General features: G+C 60.8%; 15 protein-coding genes. 7 read left to right on the plus strand and 8 right to left on the minus strand.

Translation table 11 applies throughout. The features are described from left to right. Positions 1 to 20 precede the first annotated feature (20 nt). A complete protein-coding gene (uvrA, locus tag TM1040_RS09815; RefSeq protein WP_011538438.1) occupies positions 21 to 2912 on the plus strand; it encodes an excinuclease ABC subunit UvrA in 2892 nt (963 codons plus the stop codon). A 105-nt stretch (positions 2913 to 3017) separates the two neighbouring features. Here the strand turns inward: uvrA and TM1040_RS09820 are convergent, their stop codons facing one another. After that, complete coding sequence (locus tag TM1040_RS09820; RefSeq protein WP_011538439.1) at positions 3018 to 3467, minus strand: hypothetical protein; 450 nt, start codon at positions 3465 to 3467, stop codon at positions 3018 to 3020. A 122-nt stretch (positions 3468 to 3589) separates the two neighbouring features. On the opposite strand from TM1040_RS09820, the gene TM1040_RS09825 reads away from it, so the two are divergent. After that, a complete protein-coding gene (locus TM1040_RS09825) occupies positions 3590 to 4354 on the plus strand; it encodes a helix-turn-helix domain-containing protein (protein WP_011538440.1) in 765 nt (254 codons plus the stop codon). Here TM1040_RS09825 and mmsB read toward each other — a convergent pair. From mmsB to TM1040_RS09840, 3 genes are read right to left on the minus strand one after another with little or no spacing between them, the layout of a single operon-like run. Next, positions 4351 to 5223 (minus strand): 3-hydroxyisobutyrate dehydrogenase, encoded by an 873-nt coding sequence (mmsB, locus tag TM1040_RS09830; RefSeq protein WP_011538441.1) that lies wholly within the window; start codon positions 5221 to 5223, stop codon positions 4351 to 4353. The genes TM1040_RS09825 and mmsB overlap by 4 nt on opposite strands. Before the next feature lies 1 nt (position 5224). Beyond that, positions 5225 to 6268 carry an enoyl-CoA hydratase/isomerase family protein gene (locus tag TM1040_RS09835; RefSeq protein ID WP_011538442.1) on the minus strand — a complete coding sequence of 348 codons (1044 nt, stop codon included), beginning with the start codon at positions 6266 to 6268 and terminating at the stop codon, positions 5225 to 5227. 24 nt (positions 6269 to 6292) lie between these two features. Then, the gene (locus TM1040_RS09840) at positions 6293 to 7438 is read right to left on the minus strand and encodes an acyl-CoA dehydrogenase family protein (protein ID WP_011538443.1); all 1146 of its coding nucleotides are present in this window, start codon (positions 7436 to 7438) and stop codon (positions 6293 to 6295) included. 290 nt (positions 7439 to 7728) lie between these two features. Between TM1040_RS09840 and TM1040_RS09845 the strand changes: the two genes are divergently transcribed. Continuing rightward, positions 7729 to 9579 (plus strand): hypothetical protein, encoded by a 1851-nt coding sequence (locus TM1040_RS09845; RefSeq protein WP_011538444.1) that lies wholly within the window; start codon positions 7729 to 7731, stop codon positions 9577 to 9579. Positions 9580 to 9688: 109 nt separating this feature from the next. On the opposite strand, the gene TM1040_RS09850 is transcribed toward TM1040_RS09845, so the two are convergent. After that, positions 9689 to 10306, minus strand: a complete 618-nt coding sequence (locus TM1040_RS09850) for a L,D-transpeptidase (protein WP_011538445.1) — start codon at positions 10304 to 10306, stop codon at positions 9689 to 9691. Positions 10307 to 10503: 197 nt separating this feature from the next. Next, positions 10504 to 12003 (minus strand): CoA-acylating methylmalonate-semialdehyde dehydrogenase, encoded by a 1500-nt coding sequence (locus tag TM1040_RS09855; RefSeq protein ID WP_011538446.1) that lies wholly within the window; start codon positions 12001 to 12003, stop codon positions 10504 to 10506. 155 nt (positions 12004 to 12158) lie between these two features. Between TM1040_RS09855 and TM1040_RS09860 the strand changes: the two genes are divergently transcribed. The 3 genes from TM1040_RS09860 to coaD all read left to right on the plus strand — a co-directional run bounded on the left by TM1040_RS09860 (position 12159) and on the right by coaD (position 14168). After that, a complete protein-coding gene (locus tag TM1040_RS09860) occupies positions 12159 to 13055 on the plus strand; it encodes a LysR family transcriptional regulator (protein WP_011538447.1) in 897 nt (298 codons plus the stop codon). 55 nt (positions 13056 to 13110) lie between these two features. Then, the gene (locus TM1040_RS09865) at positions 13111 to 13545 is read left to right on the plus strand and encodes a CBS domain-containing protein (RefSeq protein WP_011538448.1); all 435 of its coding nucleotides are present in this window, start codon (positions 13111 to 13113) and stop codon (positions 13543 to 13545) included. A gap of 125 nt (positions 13546 to 13670) precedes the next feature. Further along, positions 13671 to 14168, plus strand: a complete 498-nt coding sequence (gene coaD, locus TM1040_RS09870) for a pantetheine-phosphate adenylyltransferase (protein WP_011538449.1) — start codon at positions 13671 to 13673, stop codon at positions 14166 to 14168. A gap of 67 nt (positions 14169 to 14235) precedes the next feature. On the opposite strand, the gene TM1040_RS20275 is transcribed toward coaD, so the two are convergent. After that, complete coding sequence (locus TM1040_RS20275; RefSeq protein ID WP_011538450.1) at positions 14236 to 14379, minus strand: hypothetical protein; 144 nt, start codon at positions 14377 to 14379, stop codon at positions 14236 to 14238. A gap of 78 nt (positions 14380 to 14457) precedes the next feature. Beyond that, positions 14458 to 15459 carry a type I glyceraldehyde-3-phosphate dehydrogenase gene (gene gap, locus TM1040_RS09880; protein ID WP_011538451.1) on the minus strand — a complete coding sequence of 334 codons (1002 nt, stop codon included), beginning with the start codon at positions 15457 to 15459 and terminating at the stop codon, positions 14458 to 14460. Between the two features lie 254 nt (positions 15460 to 15713). Here gap and TM1040_RS09885 point away from each other — a divergent pair, with 254 nt between their 5' ends. Then, a complete protein-coding gene (locus TM1040_RS09885; protein WP_011538452.1) occupies positions 15714 to 16664 on the plus strand; it encodes a DUF808 domain-containing protein in 951 nt (316 codons plus the stop codon). The last annotated feature ends 61 nt before the right edge of the window (positions 16665 to 16725 follow it).

A 16725-nucleotide genomic window follows, 5' to 3' on the forward strand; every position in this document is an offset into this window, starting at 1 on the left:
GTTCAAAGTTTGGGGGCAATATGGCTGAGTTGAAGAACATTGAGGTGCGCGGCGCGCGCGAGCACAATCTCAAGAACATCGACGTGGACATCCCGCGGGATGAACTGGTGGTGATCACGGGCCTCTCCGGTTCCGGCAAGTCGAGCCTTGCCTTTGACACCATCTACGCCGAGGGGCAGCGCCGCTATGTCGAATCCCTCAGCGCCTATGCGCGCCAGTTCCTCGATATGATGGAAAAGCCCGATGTGGATCATATCTCGGGCCTGTCGCCTGCGATCTCCATCGAGCAGAAGACCACATCGAAGAACCCGCGCTCGACCGTCGGCACCGTCACCGAGATCTATGATTATCTGCGACTGCTGTTTGCCCGCGCGGGCACGCCCTACAGCCCTGCCACCGGCCAGCCCATCGAGGCGCAGCAGGTGCAGGATATGGTCGACCGGATCATGACGCTTGAGGAGGGCACGCGGGGCTATCTGCTGGCGCCCATCGTGCGCGACCGCAAGGGCGAGTACAAAAAAGAGATGCTGGAGCTCAGGAAACAGGGGTTCCAGCGCGTGAAGGTGGACGGGGAGTTTCACGATCTTGATACGCCGCCCACGCTCGACAAGAAGTTCCGCCATGACATCGACGTGGTGGTCGACCGGCTGGTTGTAAAAGAGGGCATCGAGACCCGGCTGGCGGACAGCTTGCGCACTGCGCTGGATCTGGCCGACGGGATCGCCATTCTGGAGACCGCCCCGCGTGAGGGCGACCCGGAGCGGATCACCTTTTCCGAGAATTTCGCCTGTCCCGTCAGTGGCTTCACCATCCCCGAGATCGAACCACGGCTGTTTTCCTTTAACGCGCCCTTTGGGGCCTGTCCGCATTGTGACGGTCTGGGCGTGGAGCTGTTCTTTGACGAACGTCTCGTGGTACCGGATCAGAGCCTCAAGGTTTATGACGGGGCGCTGGCGCCCTGGCGCAAGGGCAAATCGCCCTATTTCCTGCAGACTATCGAGGCCATCGCCAACCACTATGAGTTCGACAAGAACACGCCGTGGAAGGATCTGCCCGCGCATGTGAAACAGGTGTTCCTGCATGGCTCCGGCGACGAGGAAATCGCCTTTCGCTATGACGAAGGCGGGCGCGTCTACAATGTGACGCGCGTCTTTGAGGGCGTGATCCCCAATATGGAGCGCCGCTACCGCGAAACGGATTCCAACTGGGTGCGCGAGGAGTTCGAGCGCTACCAGAACAACCGCGACTGCGGCCATTGTGGTGGGTATCGTCTGCGCGAAGAGGCGCTGGCGGTCAAAATCGGCCCGGCGGGAGGCCCCGCCGAGCATCGTCTGCATGTGGGGCAGGTGGTGGAGAAATCCATCCGCGAGGCGCTGGCGTGGATCGAAGAGGTGCCGAGCCATCTCAGCCCGCAAAAGCAGGAGATCGCCCGCGCCATCGTCAAGGAAATCCGCGAGCGTCTTGGGTTCCTCAACAATGTGGGGCTTGAGTATCTGACCCTCTCGCGCAACGCGGGCACGCTCTCGGGCGGGGAAAGCCAGCGGATTCGTCTGGCGAGCCAGATCGGCTCTGGCCTGACCGGGGTGCTCTATGTGTTGGACGAGCCCTCCATCGGCCTGCACCAGCGTGACAATGACCGGCTGATCACCACGCTCAAGAACCTGCGCGATCAGGGCAACACGGTGATCGTGGTGGAACATGACGAGGATATGATCCGGCAGGCCGATTACGTCTTTGATATTGGTCCCGGCGCCGGGGTGCACGGCGGGCAGGTTGTCAGCCACGGCACGCCCGCCACGGTTGAGGGTGATGCGGGTTCGGTCACCGGTCAGTATCTGGCCGGAACGCGTGAGATTGCGGTGCCGGATACGCGCCGCAAGGGCAACAAGAAGAAGATCAAGGTGGTGAAGGCCTCCGGCAACAACCTGAAGGACGTCACCGCCGAATTCCCGCTGGGGAAATTTGTCTGCGTCACCGGTGTGTCGGGCGGTGGCAAGTCCACGCTGACCATCGAGACGCTGTTCAAGACTGCCTCGATGCGTCTCAACGGGGCGCGCCAGACGCCTGCGCCTTGCGAAACCATCAAGGGGCTCGAGCATCTGGACAAGGTGATCGACATCGACCAGCGCCCCATCGGGCGCACGCCACGCTCGAACCCGGCGACCTATACCGGGGCCTTCACGCCGATCCGCGACTGGTTTGCCGGCCTGCCCGAAGCCAAGGCGCGCGGGTATAAACCGGGGCGGTTTTCCTTTAACGTGAAGGGCGGACGCTGCGAGGCCTGTCAGGGTGACGGGGTGCTGAAGGTCGAGATGCATTTCCTGCCCGACGTCTATGTCACCTGCGAGACCTGTCAGGGCGCGCGCTACAACCGCGAGACGCTGGAGATCAAGTTCAAGGGCAAGAGCATTGCCGATGTGCTGGATATGACAGTGGAGGATGCGCAGGAGTTCTTTGCCGCCGTGCCGACGATCCGCGACAAGATGGACGCGCTGATGCGGGTGGGTCTTGGCTATATCAAGGTCGGCCAGCAGGCCACCACACTGTCGGGCGGCGAGGCCCAGCGGGTGAAACTCTCAAAGGAACTCGCCAAACGGTCGACGGGCCGCACGCTTTATATCCTGGATGAGCCGACCACCGGTCTGCATTTTGAGGATGTGCGCAAGCTCTTGGAAGTTCTGCATGAATTGGTTGAGCAGGGCAATTCCGTGGTGGTGATCGAACACAACCTCGACGTGATCAAGACGGCTGATTGGCTGATCGACATTGGCCCCGAAGGCGGTGATGGCGGCGGCGAGATTGTCGCTGTGGGGACGCCGGAAAAGGTCGCCGAAGAGCCGCGCAGTCACACCGGGCGCTATCTGAAGCCGATGCTGGAAGCGCAGGCGCGCAAGAAGGTCGCGGCGGAGTGATCTCTGGGCGAGGGGCGCTGCCCCTCGCGCTCCCCGGGATATTTGGGGTTAGAAGAAGAGGGGCGCGGGTGCGCCTCTCTTTGTTTGGAACACTGTGTGTAGGGGTCAGCCTTGTGGCGAGAGCTTCTGGCCGGATGCTGGTTTGAGCAGCAGAAGCGGCGCCAACAGCAGGGCAAGGAAGGCGGTGTTCATCACCACGTTGAAGCTGGCGCCCGAGAGGGCGGAGCCGAGGCTGTCGGGCAGATACCAGGTGAGGAGCGCGGGGATCAGGAGCTGACGCGCGCGTTTTGGGTCGCTGGGCAGCACATGTGTGGCAATCTGCCAGATCAACACGCCAAGGCCGCACAGAAGCCCGCCCGAAATCGCCATCATCAGTTGGGCGACCTCGTCATTGATCTGTTGTGCCTGATCAAGAGGCAGGAAGGCCAGATCGACAAAGAACAGACCGGCAGGGCCGAGCGGGCTGTGCGGAGCCAGCACCAGCATCATCCCAAGAAGCGCCGTCCCAGCGGCGGTGACGCGCAGGAGCCGTGCTGCAAAATCAACTGTCATCATGTGGTCCTCTTTTATGCAAACTTGCCGGGAGGCTCGCCGATGCAGGGAAGGGATTCAATTACCTCGGAGGTAACTGTATTTCACAAGCGGATCGGCTAGGAATGTCAAAAAGCGAGGGGCGGATGAGCGCGTTTGGAACACAGCTGAAAGACTGGCGACAGCTGCGCCGGATGAGCCAGTTGGATCTGGCGCTCTCGGCAGAGGTCTCGGCGCGGCATCTGTCGTTTCTGGAAACCGGGCGTGCGCGGCCCAGCCGGGACATGGTGCTGCGTTTAAGCCGGGAGTTGCTGCTGCCACAGACGGAGATCAACGCGCTGCTGACAGCGGCGGGGTTTGCGCCTGCCTATGGGGCGCGTGATCTGGAGGACGCGGAGCTGGCCCCGGTGCGGGCGGCGGTGATGTGGATGCTGGAGCGCCACGCGCCATATCCGGCGATGGCTCTGGATCGACACTGGCAGCTGGAAGCGGCGAATGCGCCTGCCCGAATGCTGTTGCAGCCTGTGGGCATCGACTTGGGCGACAGCCTGCTGGAGGCGCTCTTGCACAATAGCGGGCTGCGTTCGAATATCCTCAACCTTCGGGAGGTCGAGCAGCTGACCCTGCAACGTTTGCGCAGCGAGCTGGCGCATTTTGGCCGGGACAGCGTGATCGAGGCCCATGTGGAGGATCTGCGCGCCCGGGGCGCGGGGCAGGTGCCAGAGGCCGGGCCATTGCCCGCCATGATCCCCACCCGCTATCAGATCGGCGCGCAGGTGCTCTCGTTTTTTTCGGCGATGTCGCAGTTTGGCACGGTGGAGGATATTGCCCTCTCCGAGCTCAGGATCGAATGCATGTTCCCGGCGGATGAGGCCACGCGAGTGGCGCTCATCCAGATGGGGGCGTCCTAGCTGCGGCCGCGTTTTTCAAAGCGCGGCAACATGGCGGAGAAATCCTTGCCCTTGCCGTCCTCTTTGTCGACGAACTGGCTGTAGAGCGCTTCGGCCAGTTTGCCCATCGGGGTGTCGGCATCGGCGCTGCCGGCGGCCTGCTGCGACAGGCGCAGGTCCTTCAGCATCAAATCGGCGGCAAAGCCCGGCTGGTAATCGTTGTCGGCGGGGGACTGCGGGCCGACGCCGGGTGCGGGGCAATAGGCGTTCATGGTCCAGCTGTAGCCTGAGGAGGTCGAGACCACATCGAACATCTTCTGGCGATCAAGGCCGAGTTTGTCGGCCAGCGCAAAGGCTTCGCAGGTGGCGATCATGGTGACGCCGAGGATCATGTTGTTGCAGATCTTGGCGGCCTGACCGGCGCCGGAGTCGCCGCAATGCACGGCCTTCTGGCCCATGATATCAAAGAGCGGTGCGGCCTTGGCAAAGGCCTCCTCAGATCCGCCCGCCATAAAGGTGAGCGTGCCGCCCGCAGCCCCACCGATGCCACCGGAGACCGGCGCATCCACGGCCAGAAGCCCGGCCTCTGCCGCCTGTTGCGCCACCGCGCGGGCGCTGTCCACATCAACGGTGGAGCAATCCACAAAAGCCGCGCCATTGGTCATGGCGGGGATGATCTCGGAGGCGACATGGCGCAGGATGTCACCATTGGGCAGCATGGTGATCACCACATCCGCGCCCGTTGCGGCCTCGGCCGCGCTCTTGGCGAGGGAGACGCCTTCGATCGAGACATCCGCCATGTCAAAGCCGGTAACGCTATGGCCTGCCTTGGCGAGATTGGCCGCCATCGGGCCGCCCATGTTGCCCAGTCCGATAAATCCGATTTGCATCTTAGCTCTCCTCCTCAAAACTCAATGCCTCGGCTCCAAGCGGTTGGAGCATCTGGCTCACGGCGACCGCAGGCACGTTGCCGTCGGCATATTGCCACTTGGGCGATTTGTCCTTGTCGATGATGAGGGCGCGCACGCCTTCGAGAAGGTCGCCCTTATCCATCGCACGATAGGTGAAACGATATTCCAGATCCAAGGCCCGGCGCATGGTCGCAGTGGAGCTGCGCAGGCGGTGGATCATCTCGACCGTGGTGGCGATGGAGAGCGGCGCACCGCGTTCCAGCACCTTGAGGGTGTCGGCGGCAAAGCTGTCCTTTCGCCCGCGCAGGACGGTCAGGATGTCGGCGGCGGTTTCGCCTGCAAATGTGGCGTCGATATCGCCCTGCATCGCCTGCAGCTTGCTCTCTGGGGCGGGCTGTGCGGCGGCCTCGAGAGCTGCGACATCGCCTGTCTCCTCAAGGGTCTTGATCAGCGCAGGCCAGGTGGTTTCGGGGATGTAGTGATCGGCAAAGCCAGCATAAATCGCATCGCCCGCATCCATCCGGTAGCCGGTGGTGCCGAGATATTCGCCCAGGCGCCCCGGCGCCAGCGCGAGCAGAAGCGAGCCGCCCACATCCGGCACCAGCCCGATCCCGCATTCGGGCATCGAGAGTTTGGAGCTGTCGCCCACCACGCGATGCGTGCCGTGACAGCCAATGCCAACACCGCCGCCCATGGTAAAGCCCTGCAGGAAGCTCACCACCGGTTTGGGATACTCAAAGATCCGCGCGTTCATGCGGTACTCATCCCGCCAGAATGTGCGGCCATAGGCAAAATCGCCCTTGGTTCCCGTCTCGTAGAGCTCGGCAATGTCACCGCCCGCGCAGAAGGCCTTGTCGCCAGCGGCGTCAAACACCACCAGCGCCACGGCATCGTCCTTGGCCCAGTCCTTGAGGGCAGCGTCGATCGCAAGGCACATGTCGTAAGAGAGGGCGTTGAGGGCCTTTTCGCGGGTGAGCGTTATGCGCCCTGCGCGCCCTTCGATACGGATATGGATGTCGCTCATGGCGGCGGTCCTTTCCTGAGACACTTAGTGGTTTTCCGCCAGCATATGACGGGCGACGATCACGCGCATGATCTCATTGGTGCCTTCAAGGATCTGATGCACCCGAAGGTCGCGTACCAGCTTCTCGATGCCGTAATCCGCGAGATAGCCATAGCCGCCGTGCAGCTGCAGGCATTGATCCACCACGTTGGAGCCGGTTTCGGTCACGAATTTCTTTGCCATGGCGCAGAATTTGGTGGCATCCGGGCTGCCCTGGTCCAGTTTCCATGCGGCCTGGCGCAGGAAGGTGCGTGCGGCCTGAAGCTCGATCTCCATATCCGCGAGGCGGAACTGAAGCCCCTGGAACTGGTCGATGGATTTGCCAAAGGCCTTGCGCTCGGACATGTATTGCAGCGTCGCATTTAGCCCGGCTTGCGCGGCGCCAAGCGAACAGGCGGCAATGTTGAGACGCCCGCCATCAAGGCCCTTCATGGCGTATTTGAACCCGTCGCCCTCCTGGCCCACGAGATTGCCCGCCGGCACGCGGCAGTCGTCAAATTGCACCTGCGCGGTGGGCTGGCTCTTCCAGCCCATCTTGTCCTCAAGCCCGCCAAACGAGAGCCCCGGCGTGCCATCCTCGACATAGAGCGTGGAGATCCCCTTGGGGCCGTCCTCGCCGGTGCGCACCATGCAGACATAGGCGTCGGAATAGCCGCCGCCGGAGATGAACGCCTTGGTGCCGTTGAGCACATAGCCTTCGTTGTCCCGGCTCGCGCGGGTCTTGAGCGCCGCCGCGTCAGAGCCGGACCCCGGTTCGGTGAGGCAGTAGCTCAGCACCGTGTTGAGGCTCATGACGTCGTCCATCACGCGCGCCTTCAAATCGTCGCTGGCAAACATGTCGAGCATCTTGGCGCACATGTTGTGAATCGACAGGAACGCTGCCACCGAGGGGCAGGCCATCGACAGCGCCTCAAAGACCAGGGTGGCATCCAGCCGCAAAAGGCCGGAGCCGCCGGACTCTTCGCTTACATAAAGAGAGCCAAAGCCCAGCTCACCCACCTTGGGCCACAGATCCTTGGGGATGGTGCCTTCAGATTCCCACTGGCGGGCAAAAGGCGCGATATGCTCCTGGCCAAAGCCATAAGCCATGTCAAAGATGGCCGTCTGCTCTTCTGTCATTGCGAAGTCCATGGGTTCTCCTCCCCGTTTCAAATGTGGCCGCATGCGGCGCCACAAGAATTGAACAACTGTTTATTTCTTACGCGGCTCGGGGCGTCACTTCAATATGCACAACTGCAAGATGGTCCTGCACCGTTGCGCCCATCGGCGCAAAACAGCGCTCAATTGGGGTGTTTTTCGATGCATTCATGTGGAATTTGAGGGAAATTTTAAGACCTCTGCGCCACTACTTTGGACCAAAGGCCCTCCTGTTTCCCATAGGATAGGGGCAAACCTATAGTCTGAGAAGGAGCGAGATCCTCGTGTCGCAGCCCAATCAAACCCCAAAACTCGCGGTGATGCAGCCCACCAAGAAGCAGTTCCCCGAGTTCGAAAAATTCGCCAATTCCGTCAAGGCGCAGGAACGCGCGAAATTCGCCTATGAAATGAAAAACGGGCTGCGCAGCAGCCGGGCGAAAGGGGAGCAGACCAAGGACACTGTGACCAAGCTTCTGCGCAAGGCTCAGGCGCTCATCCTGAAACATGAGAACGAAAAGGCCGAGGCGGTGATCAACCAGGCGATTGCGCTCGAGGGACAGGATGCGCGGCTCCATTCGCTGATGGGCGAAGTGCTCATGAAGGATTCCAACCGGATGATGGACGCGCTGGGGAGCCTGATGCGAGCCGTCAAGCTGGAGCCGACCAACGGCAGCCACTACGGCATGATCGGCACCCTTCTGATGCGCCTTCAGAAATTTGAAGAGGCGATCGATTACTTTGAAATTGCTGTGAAATTCGATCCCAAAAATCATATCGCCCTGTCGCGGATGATGCATACCAAAGCCCATCGCGCGCGCTGGGATGATTTCAACAAGATCCCGACCTACCTCAAGCAGTTCAAGAACCAGAACGTGCTGTCCGATCCTTTTGCCTTCCTGTCGCTTTGCGATGATGCGGCGTTTCAGAAACAGCGCTCCATCGCCCAGATCAATTCCAAGTTCTGCAACCCCGTCAAAGCCCCCATCTTCAAGGGGGAGCGCGCGGCCGGCGAAAAGATCCGGATCGGCTATTTCTCGAACGACTTCTACAACCACGCCACCATGCATCTCATGGGGGGGCTGCTGGAAAACCACGACCGATCGAAGTTCGAGATCTATATCTACGACTATGGCTCCAAGCTGCGGGACCACGAACACGAGCGCGCGCGTCGCAGCGCCGATGTGTTTCGCGATATCCGCACTCTGAACACTGCGCAGATCGTTGATCTGGCGCATGGGGATGCTCTGGATATTGCGGTGGATCTCAAGGGCTTTACCGAGAATGGGCGGCTGGACATGTTCAACAGTCGCGTGGCGCCTGTGCAGGTGGCCTATCTGGGGTATCCGGGCACGACCGGTTTGAAATCAATGGATTACATGGTGGCCGACAAGATCACGATCCCGTCGCACCTGCGCAAGCACTATACCGAAAACATCCTCTATATGCCCAATTGCTACCAGCCCAATGACGAGTCGCGCTTTATCGCCGAGGTTGCAGACACGCGGGCCAGCCATGATCTCCCCGAAGAGGGGTTTGTGTTCTCCTCCTTCAACAACCCCTACAAGGTCACGCCGCGCGAGTTCGGCATCTGGATGGACCTCCTGAAAGAAGTGCCCGACAGCGTGCTGTGGTTCTATGTCTCAAAGGCAGAGATCATCGACCGTCTGCGCAAGGAAGCCGAGTCGCGCGGTGTCGATGGTGCGCGCATCATCCCCACCGGGCGGATGCAGCCGGAGTACCACCTGGCGCGCCTGAAACACGCCGATCTTTTCCTGGATACCTTCAACGTCAACGCACACACGACCGCCAGTGATGCACTCTGGGCGGGCTTGCCCGTTGTCACCAAAACCGGCGAGCAATTCGCCGCGCGGGTGGCGGGCAGCATCCTCAGCGCAGCGGGGCTTGAGGATCTGGTCACTCATAGCGAGAAGAAATATTACGAAGTGGCTCTGCGCATTGCCCAAGATCCTGACTATCTTGCGGATATTCGCAAGCGTCTGGCGGCGTCGCACGAGAACTCGCCGCTGTTTGATACCAAATCCTACACCCGCGATTTTGAACGTCTGATGGAGCGCGCGTTCCAGAATTACATCGACGGCAACGCCCCGCGCAGTCTCGGAATTTCCGCAGCCTGAGCCGGGTCTCGCGGACTTCAGATCAAAGACTACAAGGCCGCGTCCCCTTTGGGAGACGCGGCTAATTCTTGGGCCTCTTCATGCCGGAGCCTAACGTTCAGGCGGGCGATCAGAGCAGGCGGACCTGTGTTCCGACTTTGACCAGCGGATAGAGTTTCTCGACGTGCTGATTGTAGAGCCCGATGCAGCCAGAAGAGCTCTGACGGCCAATTTTGCGGGTGTCGTGGGTGCCATGCACCAGATAGGCAGGCCAGTCGAGATAGAGCGCGCGGGTGCCAAGCGGGTTGTTTGGCTCGCCGCCTTCAATACGCTGCGGCAGCGAGGGATCGCGCTCGCGCATGTTGGCCGTCGGCGTCCAACTTGGGTTTTCGCGCTTGCGCACGATCTTGGAATAGCCCCGGCGGGTCAGCTCTTCGCTCATCGGGACAGATGAGGGAAAGAGCAGATAGGTCTCGCCATCGCCGCCCCAGTAATGCAGCGCGCGGCTCTCGATGTCGGCCAAGAGACAGCCCACGCCCAGCGTCTCAAAATGGTCCTGCCAGCGCTGCTGCTGGAACGAAGACACATTGCGCTGAACCGGGATTTGCTCGCGGATTGCGGGCTCTGATGCGGGGAAAGCATCGGTGGATTGCGCGCGCAAAAGCCCCGGTGTTGCAAGTGTTGCCGCCGCGCCCGCCATCAGGCTGCGGCGCGTCAGAGAAAGACGGGATTTGGTGAAGTCGGACATGCATCCATCCTCGTGGCTTTGAGTGCTCGAATTTTGATGGCGACACTATGAAAGCCAGGGCAGCTGCGCCAGTGCCATCCCCGCCTTGAAGGGGTGACATTTGCGTGAGCAGGCCGCTTGCGCAACTTATCGCGCATTCCCCAACAAAAAAGGCCGCCCGGAGGTCCCGGACGGCCAAAACATGAACCTTTCGGGGATCAGTCCATGGCTTTGAAGTTGAATTCGCCGCCTTCTTTGATGCCCGAGAACCAGCGCTGGGTCACAGTCTTGGTGCGGGTGTAGAAGCGGAAGGCGTCGGGGCCATATTGGTTCAGATCGCCAAAGGCCGATTTCTTCCAGCCGCCAAAGGTGTGGTAGCTGAGCGGGACCGGGATCGGGAAGTTGATACCGACCATGCCCACGTTCACGCGGTTGGCAAAGTCACGCGCGGTGTCACCATCGGCAGTGTAGATCGCGGTGCCGTTGCCATAGGCGTTGTCTTTGACAAGGTTCAGTGCGTCCTCGTAGTTGTCCATGCGGACTGTCGACAGAACCGGGCCAAAGATCTCTTCTTTGTAAATGTCCATCTCGGCGGTGACATTGTCAAAGAGGGTCGGGCCAACAAAATAGCCGTTCTCATACCCCTGCAGCGTCAGGCCACGGCCATCGGTCACAAGGGTTGCGCCCTGCTCGACGCCGCTGTCAATGAGACCCTCGATGCGCGCCTTGGCCTGCGGGGTGATCACGGGGCCGTAGTCGATGTCCTCACCGGCGGTGTAGGGGCCGACCTTGAGTTTCTCGATGCGGGGCACCAGACGCTCAATGAGGCCATCGGCGGTTTCTTTGCCGACCGGCACCGCAACGGAGATCGCCATGCAGCGTTCGCCCGCTGCGCCAAACCCGGCACCAACCAGCGCGTCTGCCGCCTTGTCGAGATCCGCATCAGGCATGATCAGCATGTGGTTCTTGGCGCCGCCAAAGCACTGCGCGCGCTTGCCGTTGGTCGCCGCGCGGCCATAGATATACTGCGCAATCGGGGTGGAACCCACAAAGCCCACGGCCTGAATGGTCTCGTTGTCGAGGATCGCGTCCACGGCTTCCTTGTCGCCGTTCACAACCTGCAGCACACCATCAGGCAGACCGGCTTCTTTCAGAAGCTCCGCCAGATAGAGCGAGGTGGACGGCACGCGCTCGGAAGGTTTCAGGATCATGGCGTTGCCGCACGAGAGGGCAGGGGCCATTTTCCACAAGGGGATCATCGCCGGGAAGTTGAAGGGGGTGATGCCCGCAACCACACCCAGAGGCTGGCGCATGGAGTAAAGGTCGATGCCCGGTCCGCCGCTGTCGGTGAATTCGCCTTTCAGCAGGCTCGGCGTGCCCATGCAGACCTCGACAACTTCAAGGCCGCGCTGCACGTCGCCGCGCGCATCAGGCAGGGTCTTGCCGTGTTCACGGGCAACCAGTTCTGCGAGCGTGTCCATGTGTTCGTTGATGAGTTGGCCGAACTTCATCATCACACGGGCGCGTTTTTGCGGGTTGGTTGCCGCCCATTCCACCTGTGCTTCGGCGGCTTTGGCGATGATTGCGTCCATTTCCGCCTTGGTGGCAAGCGGCACCTTGGCCTGCACTTCACCGGTGGCGGGGTTCAAAACGTCGGCAAAACGGCCGGAGGTCCCGGCGACTTTTTCACCATTCACGTAATGGGTCAGTTCCTGCATGTGCAGTCCTCCTCTGATCAGTGGTCGCCGCCATCCTAGGATTGCAAAAACAGACGTAAAAGAGGAAAGGCTTCAAATAGGTTTTGCATTTACGCAAATGGTTAAGGTAGGTTAACCATGAGCAGAATGCGAAGAAGGCTGGAGGATCCCGTCAGATGGAACCCCAATGGGACGATATGAAAGTGTTTTTGGCGGTCGCGCGGGAGAGCAGCCTCTCTGGCGCGGGGCGGGTCCTCAAGATGGACCCTGCCACAGTGGGCCGCCGGGTGGCCCGGTTTGAGGCCGCGCTCAAGACATCTCTCTTTGTAAAATCACCGCAAGGCTATGCGCTGAGCGCGGCCGGAGACAGGCTCTTGGGGCATGCGGAAGCGGCGGAACTCGCCATGCGGGCGGGCGAAGAGGCGCTCACTGGCCCGAGTGACACGCTTTCGGGGCAGATCCGCATCGGCGCGCCGGATGGATGTGCCAACTACATCCTGCCGCAGGTCTGTGCCGCGATTTCCAAAGACAACCCGGATCTTGATATTCAGGTTGTCGCCTTGCCGCGTGTGATCAACCTGTCGCGGCGCGAGGCGGATATGGCCGTCACCGTCAGCGCGCCAACTGCGGGCAAGCTGCTGGTGCAAAAGATCACCGATTATCACCTGCATCTGGCGGCCACCCGCCACTATCTGCGCGACAATCACCCGATCGAAAAGCTCGAGCACCTGCGCGACCATCGCATGATCGGCTACATTCCGGACATGATCTTTGATCGCGAGTTGGATTACCTCAATGATCTGGGCATCGAGCGCGTGTCGCTGGCGTCCAATTCGGTCTCTGTCCAGATCAAGATGCTTGCCGAAGGCAGCGCGCTTGGCGTGGTGCATGATTTTTCACTGCCGAGCCACCGGACCCTGCGCAAAGTGCTGAAGGAAGAGTTCAGCCTGACCCGCAGTTTTTACCTTGTCCGCCATCAGGGCGACCAGCGCAGCGACCGGCTTAATCGCTTTGCAGAGGCGCTCTCGGCGGGGATACGCGCAGAGGTTGAGCGATTGGAAGGCTTGACTTGATGTGATCTTGCGGCAAACCTTGAGGGAGTGAAAGAAAATTTCAAGGGTGCGCAAAATGCTCGTTAAGTCGATCCTTAAGTCCAAAGATATCGCCGAAGTTGTCACGATCACACCGGAGGCCACGATTGAGGCGGCGGCGCAGCTCTTGTCCGAGCATGGCATCGGGACAGTCGTTGTGTCGCCGGATAAATCCAAACCTGTTGGGATACTCTCGGAGCGCGACATCGTGCGCCAGCTCGCCAAGGTGGGGTCGGTTTGTCTCAATCATAAGGTCGAGGACTACATGACCCGCGACGTGGTGACCTGCACCCAGGACAGCGTTGCAGAGCAGGCGCTGAGCACGATGACCGAAGGGCGATTCCGCCATATGCCCGTTGTCGAAGATGGCGCGCTGGTGGGGATCATCTCGCTTGGAGATGTGGTCAAGGCGCAACTCAACGAGGTGGCGATGGAGAAAACCGCGCTTGAGGGCATGATCATGGGACACTAGGGAGCAAATCGCGGCTGGGCGGCGGCGATTATGCACTGGCTGAAGATTCAGTATTCTCACGCACTTGCATTGCGTCGCGCAACATGATTGCGTGCCCGGGAATGTGACGCAGGCAGGAGGGGCCCATGCGCATTGGCTTGTATCCCGGAACCTTTGACCCCATCACCTTGGGGCATATCGACATTATCCGGCGGGCAACCCTGCTGGTAGACCGGCTTGTGATCGGCGTGGCGATCAATCGCGACAAGGGACCGTTGTTCGATCTCGAAGAGCGCGTCGCCATGATCGAGGCAGAGTGCGCCAAGCTCACCGAGCAGACCGGCACCGAGATCGTCGTCCACCCGTTTGAGAATCTGCTGATTGACTGCGCCCGCGATGTGGGCGCGCAGGTGATTGTGCGCGGTCTGCGCGCGGTTGCGGATTTTGAATATGAATTCCAGATGGTTGGCATGAACCGCGCGCTCGATGACAGCATCGAGACGGTGTTCCTCATGGCTGAGGCCCGCCATCAGGCCATCGCCAGCAAACTGGTCAAGGAAATCTCGCGCCTCGGGGGCGATGTCAGCAAGTTTGTGACGCCTCTTGTGCGCGAACGCCTCGCAGAGCGTCTGGGCCAGCGCTAGGCCCCAGCCAGTCCATTTGGAACACTTGGATCCGGTCTGCCGCGCGCGGGCCGGTTTTGCTTTGTGGTCAGCGCCAGAAAGCGAGCCACTCGATCAGCTCAAACAGCTTTTTGCCCAAAAACAGCACATGACCGGTGCCAAAGAACACGATGTCCACCGTCAAAGCGGTGATCAGGAACAGCCCCAGGGCGATGGCGATGGTGTTGGTCATGCGGGAAGCCCAATAAAATACGCCCGGCCAGCTATGCCTGACCGGGCGTAAAATCTCAACCCTCACGCGAGGAAGGTGTTAGTTCAGGCGACCCATGGCGGTGGCAACATCGGCCATCCGGACCGAGAAGCCCCATTCGTTGTCATACCACGCCAGCACGCGCACCATGCGACCGTCGACCACGCGGGTCTGGTCGGGCGCAAAGATGGAGCTTTCTTCGGTGTGGTTGAAGTCGGTCGAGACCAGCGGCGCGGGCTCATAGCCCAGAACGCGCGACATATGGCCCTTGGACGCCTCTGCCACGGCGGCGTTCACCTCTTCGGCGGTGACCTCGCGCCCCGCGCGGAAGGTCAGGTCCACCGCGGACACATTCGGGGTCGGCACGCGGATCGCTGAGCCATCGAGACGGCCCTTGAGGTTCGGCAGAACCTCACCCAGCGCCTTGGCCGCGCCCGTAGAGGTCGGGATCATCGACATCGCTGCCGCACGGGCGCGGTAGAGATCGTCGTGACGGCGGTCTAGCGTCGGCTGATCGCCGGTGTAGGCGTGGATGGTGGTCATGATGCCATGCTCGATGCCAAAGGCCTCGTCCAGTACCTTGGCCAGCGGTGCAAGGCAGTTGGTGGTGCAAGACCCGTTGGAGACCATCTTGTCGGTGGACAGAAGATCCTCGTCGTTGACGCCGTAAACCACGGTGCGGTCCACGTTCTTGCCAGGTGCGGACAGCAGAACCTTGCCTGCGCCGCGCTCGAGGTGCTTCTTCGCCTTCAGGCCATCGTTGAATTTGCCGGTGCATTCCAGCACGACATCGCAGCCTTCCCAGTCCAGCGTGTCCATGTCGTAGGTGGAAAACACCTGCATGTCGCCGCGGCCAAGGTTCAGGCGGCCTTCGCTGAAATCGACCTGACCGGGGAAACGGCCATGCACGCTGTCGTATTTGATGAGATGCGCTGCCGTCTCGATCGGGCCGGTCGCATTGACCTTGATCACCTCGATATCGTTGCGAAAGCTGCCCGCGATATGGGCGAGGGTGCAGCGGCCGATACGTCCGAAGCCATTGATTCCAACTTTGATGGTCATCTCTGTCGTCTCCACGAGAAGGCTGTCTTAGGGGCAGCCTATAGCGATCATTAACCTCGGGAAAAAGAAGAAATTAGAGTAAACACAGACTGTTAGCGCAAAACCTTGATGGTGGCGTTAACACCTCTGACGGCGTTTGCGGTAACTGTTGCTCCGGGGGAGCGGCGCGATGCTGCGATGCGGCACGCTTGAATGATTCCCCTCCCGCAGGCTACACAGGGTCCCATGAATGCCACAGTGCAAAGGGGTGAGGTATGAGCGGTCTTCTGGCCTTGTTGGACGATGTCGCGGGGATCGCAAAGGTCGCTGCCGCATCGGTGGATGATGTGGCGACCCAATCGATGAAAGCGGGCTCGAAGGCGGCCGGCATCGTGATTGACGATGCCGCGGTCACGCCGAAATATGTCACCGGCTTCCACCCGGCGCGCGAGTTGCCGATGATCTGGCGCATTGCGCGCGGCTCTTTCATCAACAAACTGGTGTTCCTGTTGCCCGTGGCCCTGTTGATGTCGCAGTTTGCGCCCTGGCTCATTCCGCCGCTCCTGATCCTCGGGGGCTGCTACCTGTGTTTTGAAGGGGCCGAAAAGATCGCCCATGTGGTGCTGCCCCATGACGATCATTCCGGCGGGCCAGACGGCAGCCACGACATTGGAGATCCGGCACATCTCGAAGAGCAGAAGGTCAAAGGCGCCATCAAGACCGATTTCATCCTCTCGGCTGAAATCATGACGATATCTCTCTCGACGATCGAGAGCGATGTCTTGTGGATTCAGGCGGCCACCCTGGCCGTGGTGGGCATCATGATTACCATCGTGGTCTATGGCGTGGTTGCGGTGATTGTAAAAATGGACGACGTGGGCCTCTGGCTTACCAAGGTGGGCCGCACGGGCGTTACCCGCGCCCTCGGCCGCGGCATTGTCGCGTTTATGCCGTGGTTCCTGAAAATGCTGACTGTGGTCGGGACGGCCGCCATGCTCTGGGTCGGCGGGTCGATCATTGTGCATTCCGCGCATCAGATGGGCTGGCACTGGCCCGAAGATACGATCTACAGCTTTGCCAAATCCATCGCCCAAGGTGACGGGCTGGTGGAATGGCTGGTGAAGGCGGTGGTCGACGGTCTCCTCGGCTTTGTGGTGGGCCTCCTCTTGATCCCCCTCGCCACCAAAGTGATCGCGCCGCTGTTTGGCACCAAAGCCGCGCACTGACGACATCCGGACCTGACCAAACGCCAGACCTGACCAAAAAGGGCGCCCCAAACCCGGGGCG

It is taken from the genome of Ruegeria sp. TM1040, from assembly GCF_000014065.1.
In the GTDB taxonomy this organism is placed as follows: Bacteria; Pseudomonadota; Alphaproteobacteria; order Rhodobacterales; family Rhodobacteraceae; genus Epibacterium.

What these genes read in the sequence shown, in the direction of transcription:
- uvrA (WP_011538438.1), top strand. Translation starts at nt 21, where the DNA reads ATGGCTGAGTTGAAGAACATTGAGGTGCGCGGCGCGCGCGAGCACAAT.
- TM1040_RS09885 (WP_011538452.1), top strand. Translation starts at nt 15,714, where the DNA reads ATGAGCGGTCTTCTGGCCTTGTTGGACGATGTCGCGGGGATCGCAAAG.
- coaD (WP_011538449.1), top strand. Translation starts at nt 13,671, where the DNA reads ATGCGCATTGGCTTGTATCCCGGAACCTTTGACCCCATCACCTTGGGG.
- TM1040_RS09825 (WP_011538440.1), top strand. Translation starts at nt 3,590, where the DNA reads ATGAGCGCGTTTGGAACACAGCTGAAAGACTGGCGACAGCTGCGCCGG.
- TM1040_RS09865 (WP_011538448.1), top strand. Translation starts at nt 13,111, where the DNA reads ATGCTCGTTAAGTCGATCCTTAAGTCCAAAGATATCGCCGAAGTTGTC.
- TM1040_RS09850 (WP_011538445.1), bottom strand. Translation starts at nt 10,306, where the DNA reads ATGTCCGACTTCACCAAATCCCGTCTTTCTCTGACGCGCCGCAGCCTG.
- TM1040_RS09860 (WP_011538447.1), top strand. Translation starts at nt 12,159, where the DNA reads ATGGAACCCCAATGGGACGATATGAAAGTGTTTTTGGCGGTCGCGCGG.
- mmsB (WP_011538441.1), bottom strand. Translation starts at nt 5,223, where the DNA reads ATGCAAATCGGATTTATCGGACTGGGCAACATGGGCGGCCCGATGGCG.
- TM1040_RS20275 (WP_011538450.1), bottom strand. Translation starts at nt 14,379, where the DNA reads ATGACCAACACCATCGCCATCGCCCTGGGGCTGTTCCTGATCACCGCT.
- TM1040_RS09820 (WP_011538439.1), bottom strand. Translation starts at nt 3,467, where the DNA reads ATGATGACAGTTGATTTTGCAGCACGGCTCCTGCGCGTCACCGCCGCT.
- TM1040_RS09855 (WP_011538446.1), bottom strand. Translation starts at nt 12,003, where the DNA reads ATGCAGGAACTGACCCATTACGTGAATGGTGAAAAAGTCGCCGGGACC.
- gap (WP_011538451.1), bottom strand. Translation starts at nt 15,459, where the DNA reads ATGACCATCAAAGTTGGAATCAATGGCTTCGGACGTATCGGCCGCTGC.
- TM1040_RS09835 (WP_011538442.1), bottom strand. Translation starts at nt 6,268, where the DNA reads ATGAGCGACATCCATATCCGTATCGAAGGGCGCGCAGGGCGCATAACG.
- TM1040_RS09840 (WP_011538443.1), bottom strand. Translation starts at nt 7,438, where the DNA reads ATGGACTTCGCAATGACAGAAGAGCAGACGGCCATCTTTGACATGGCT.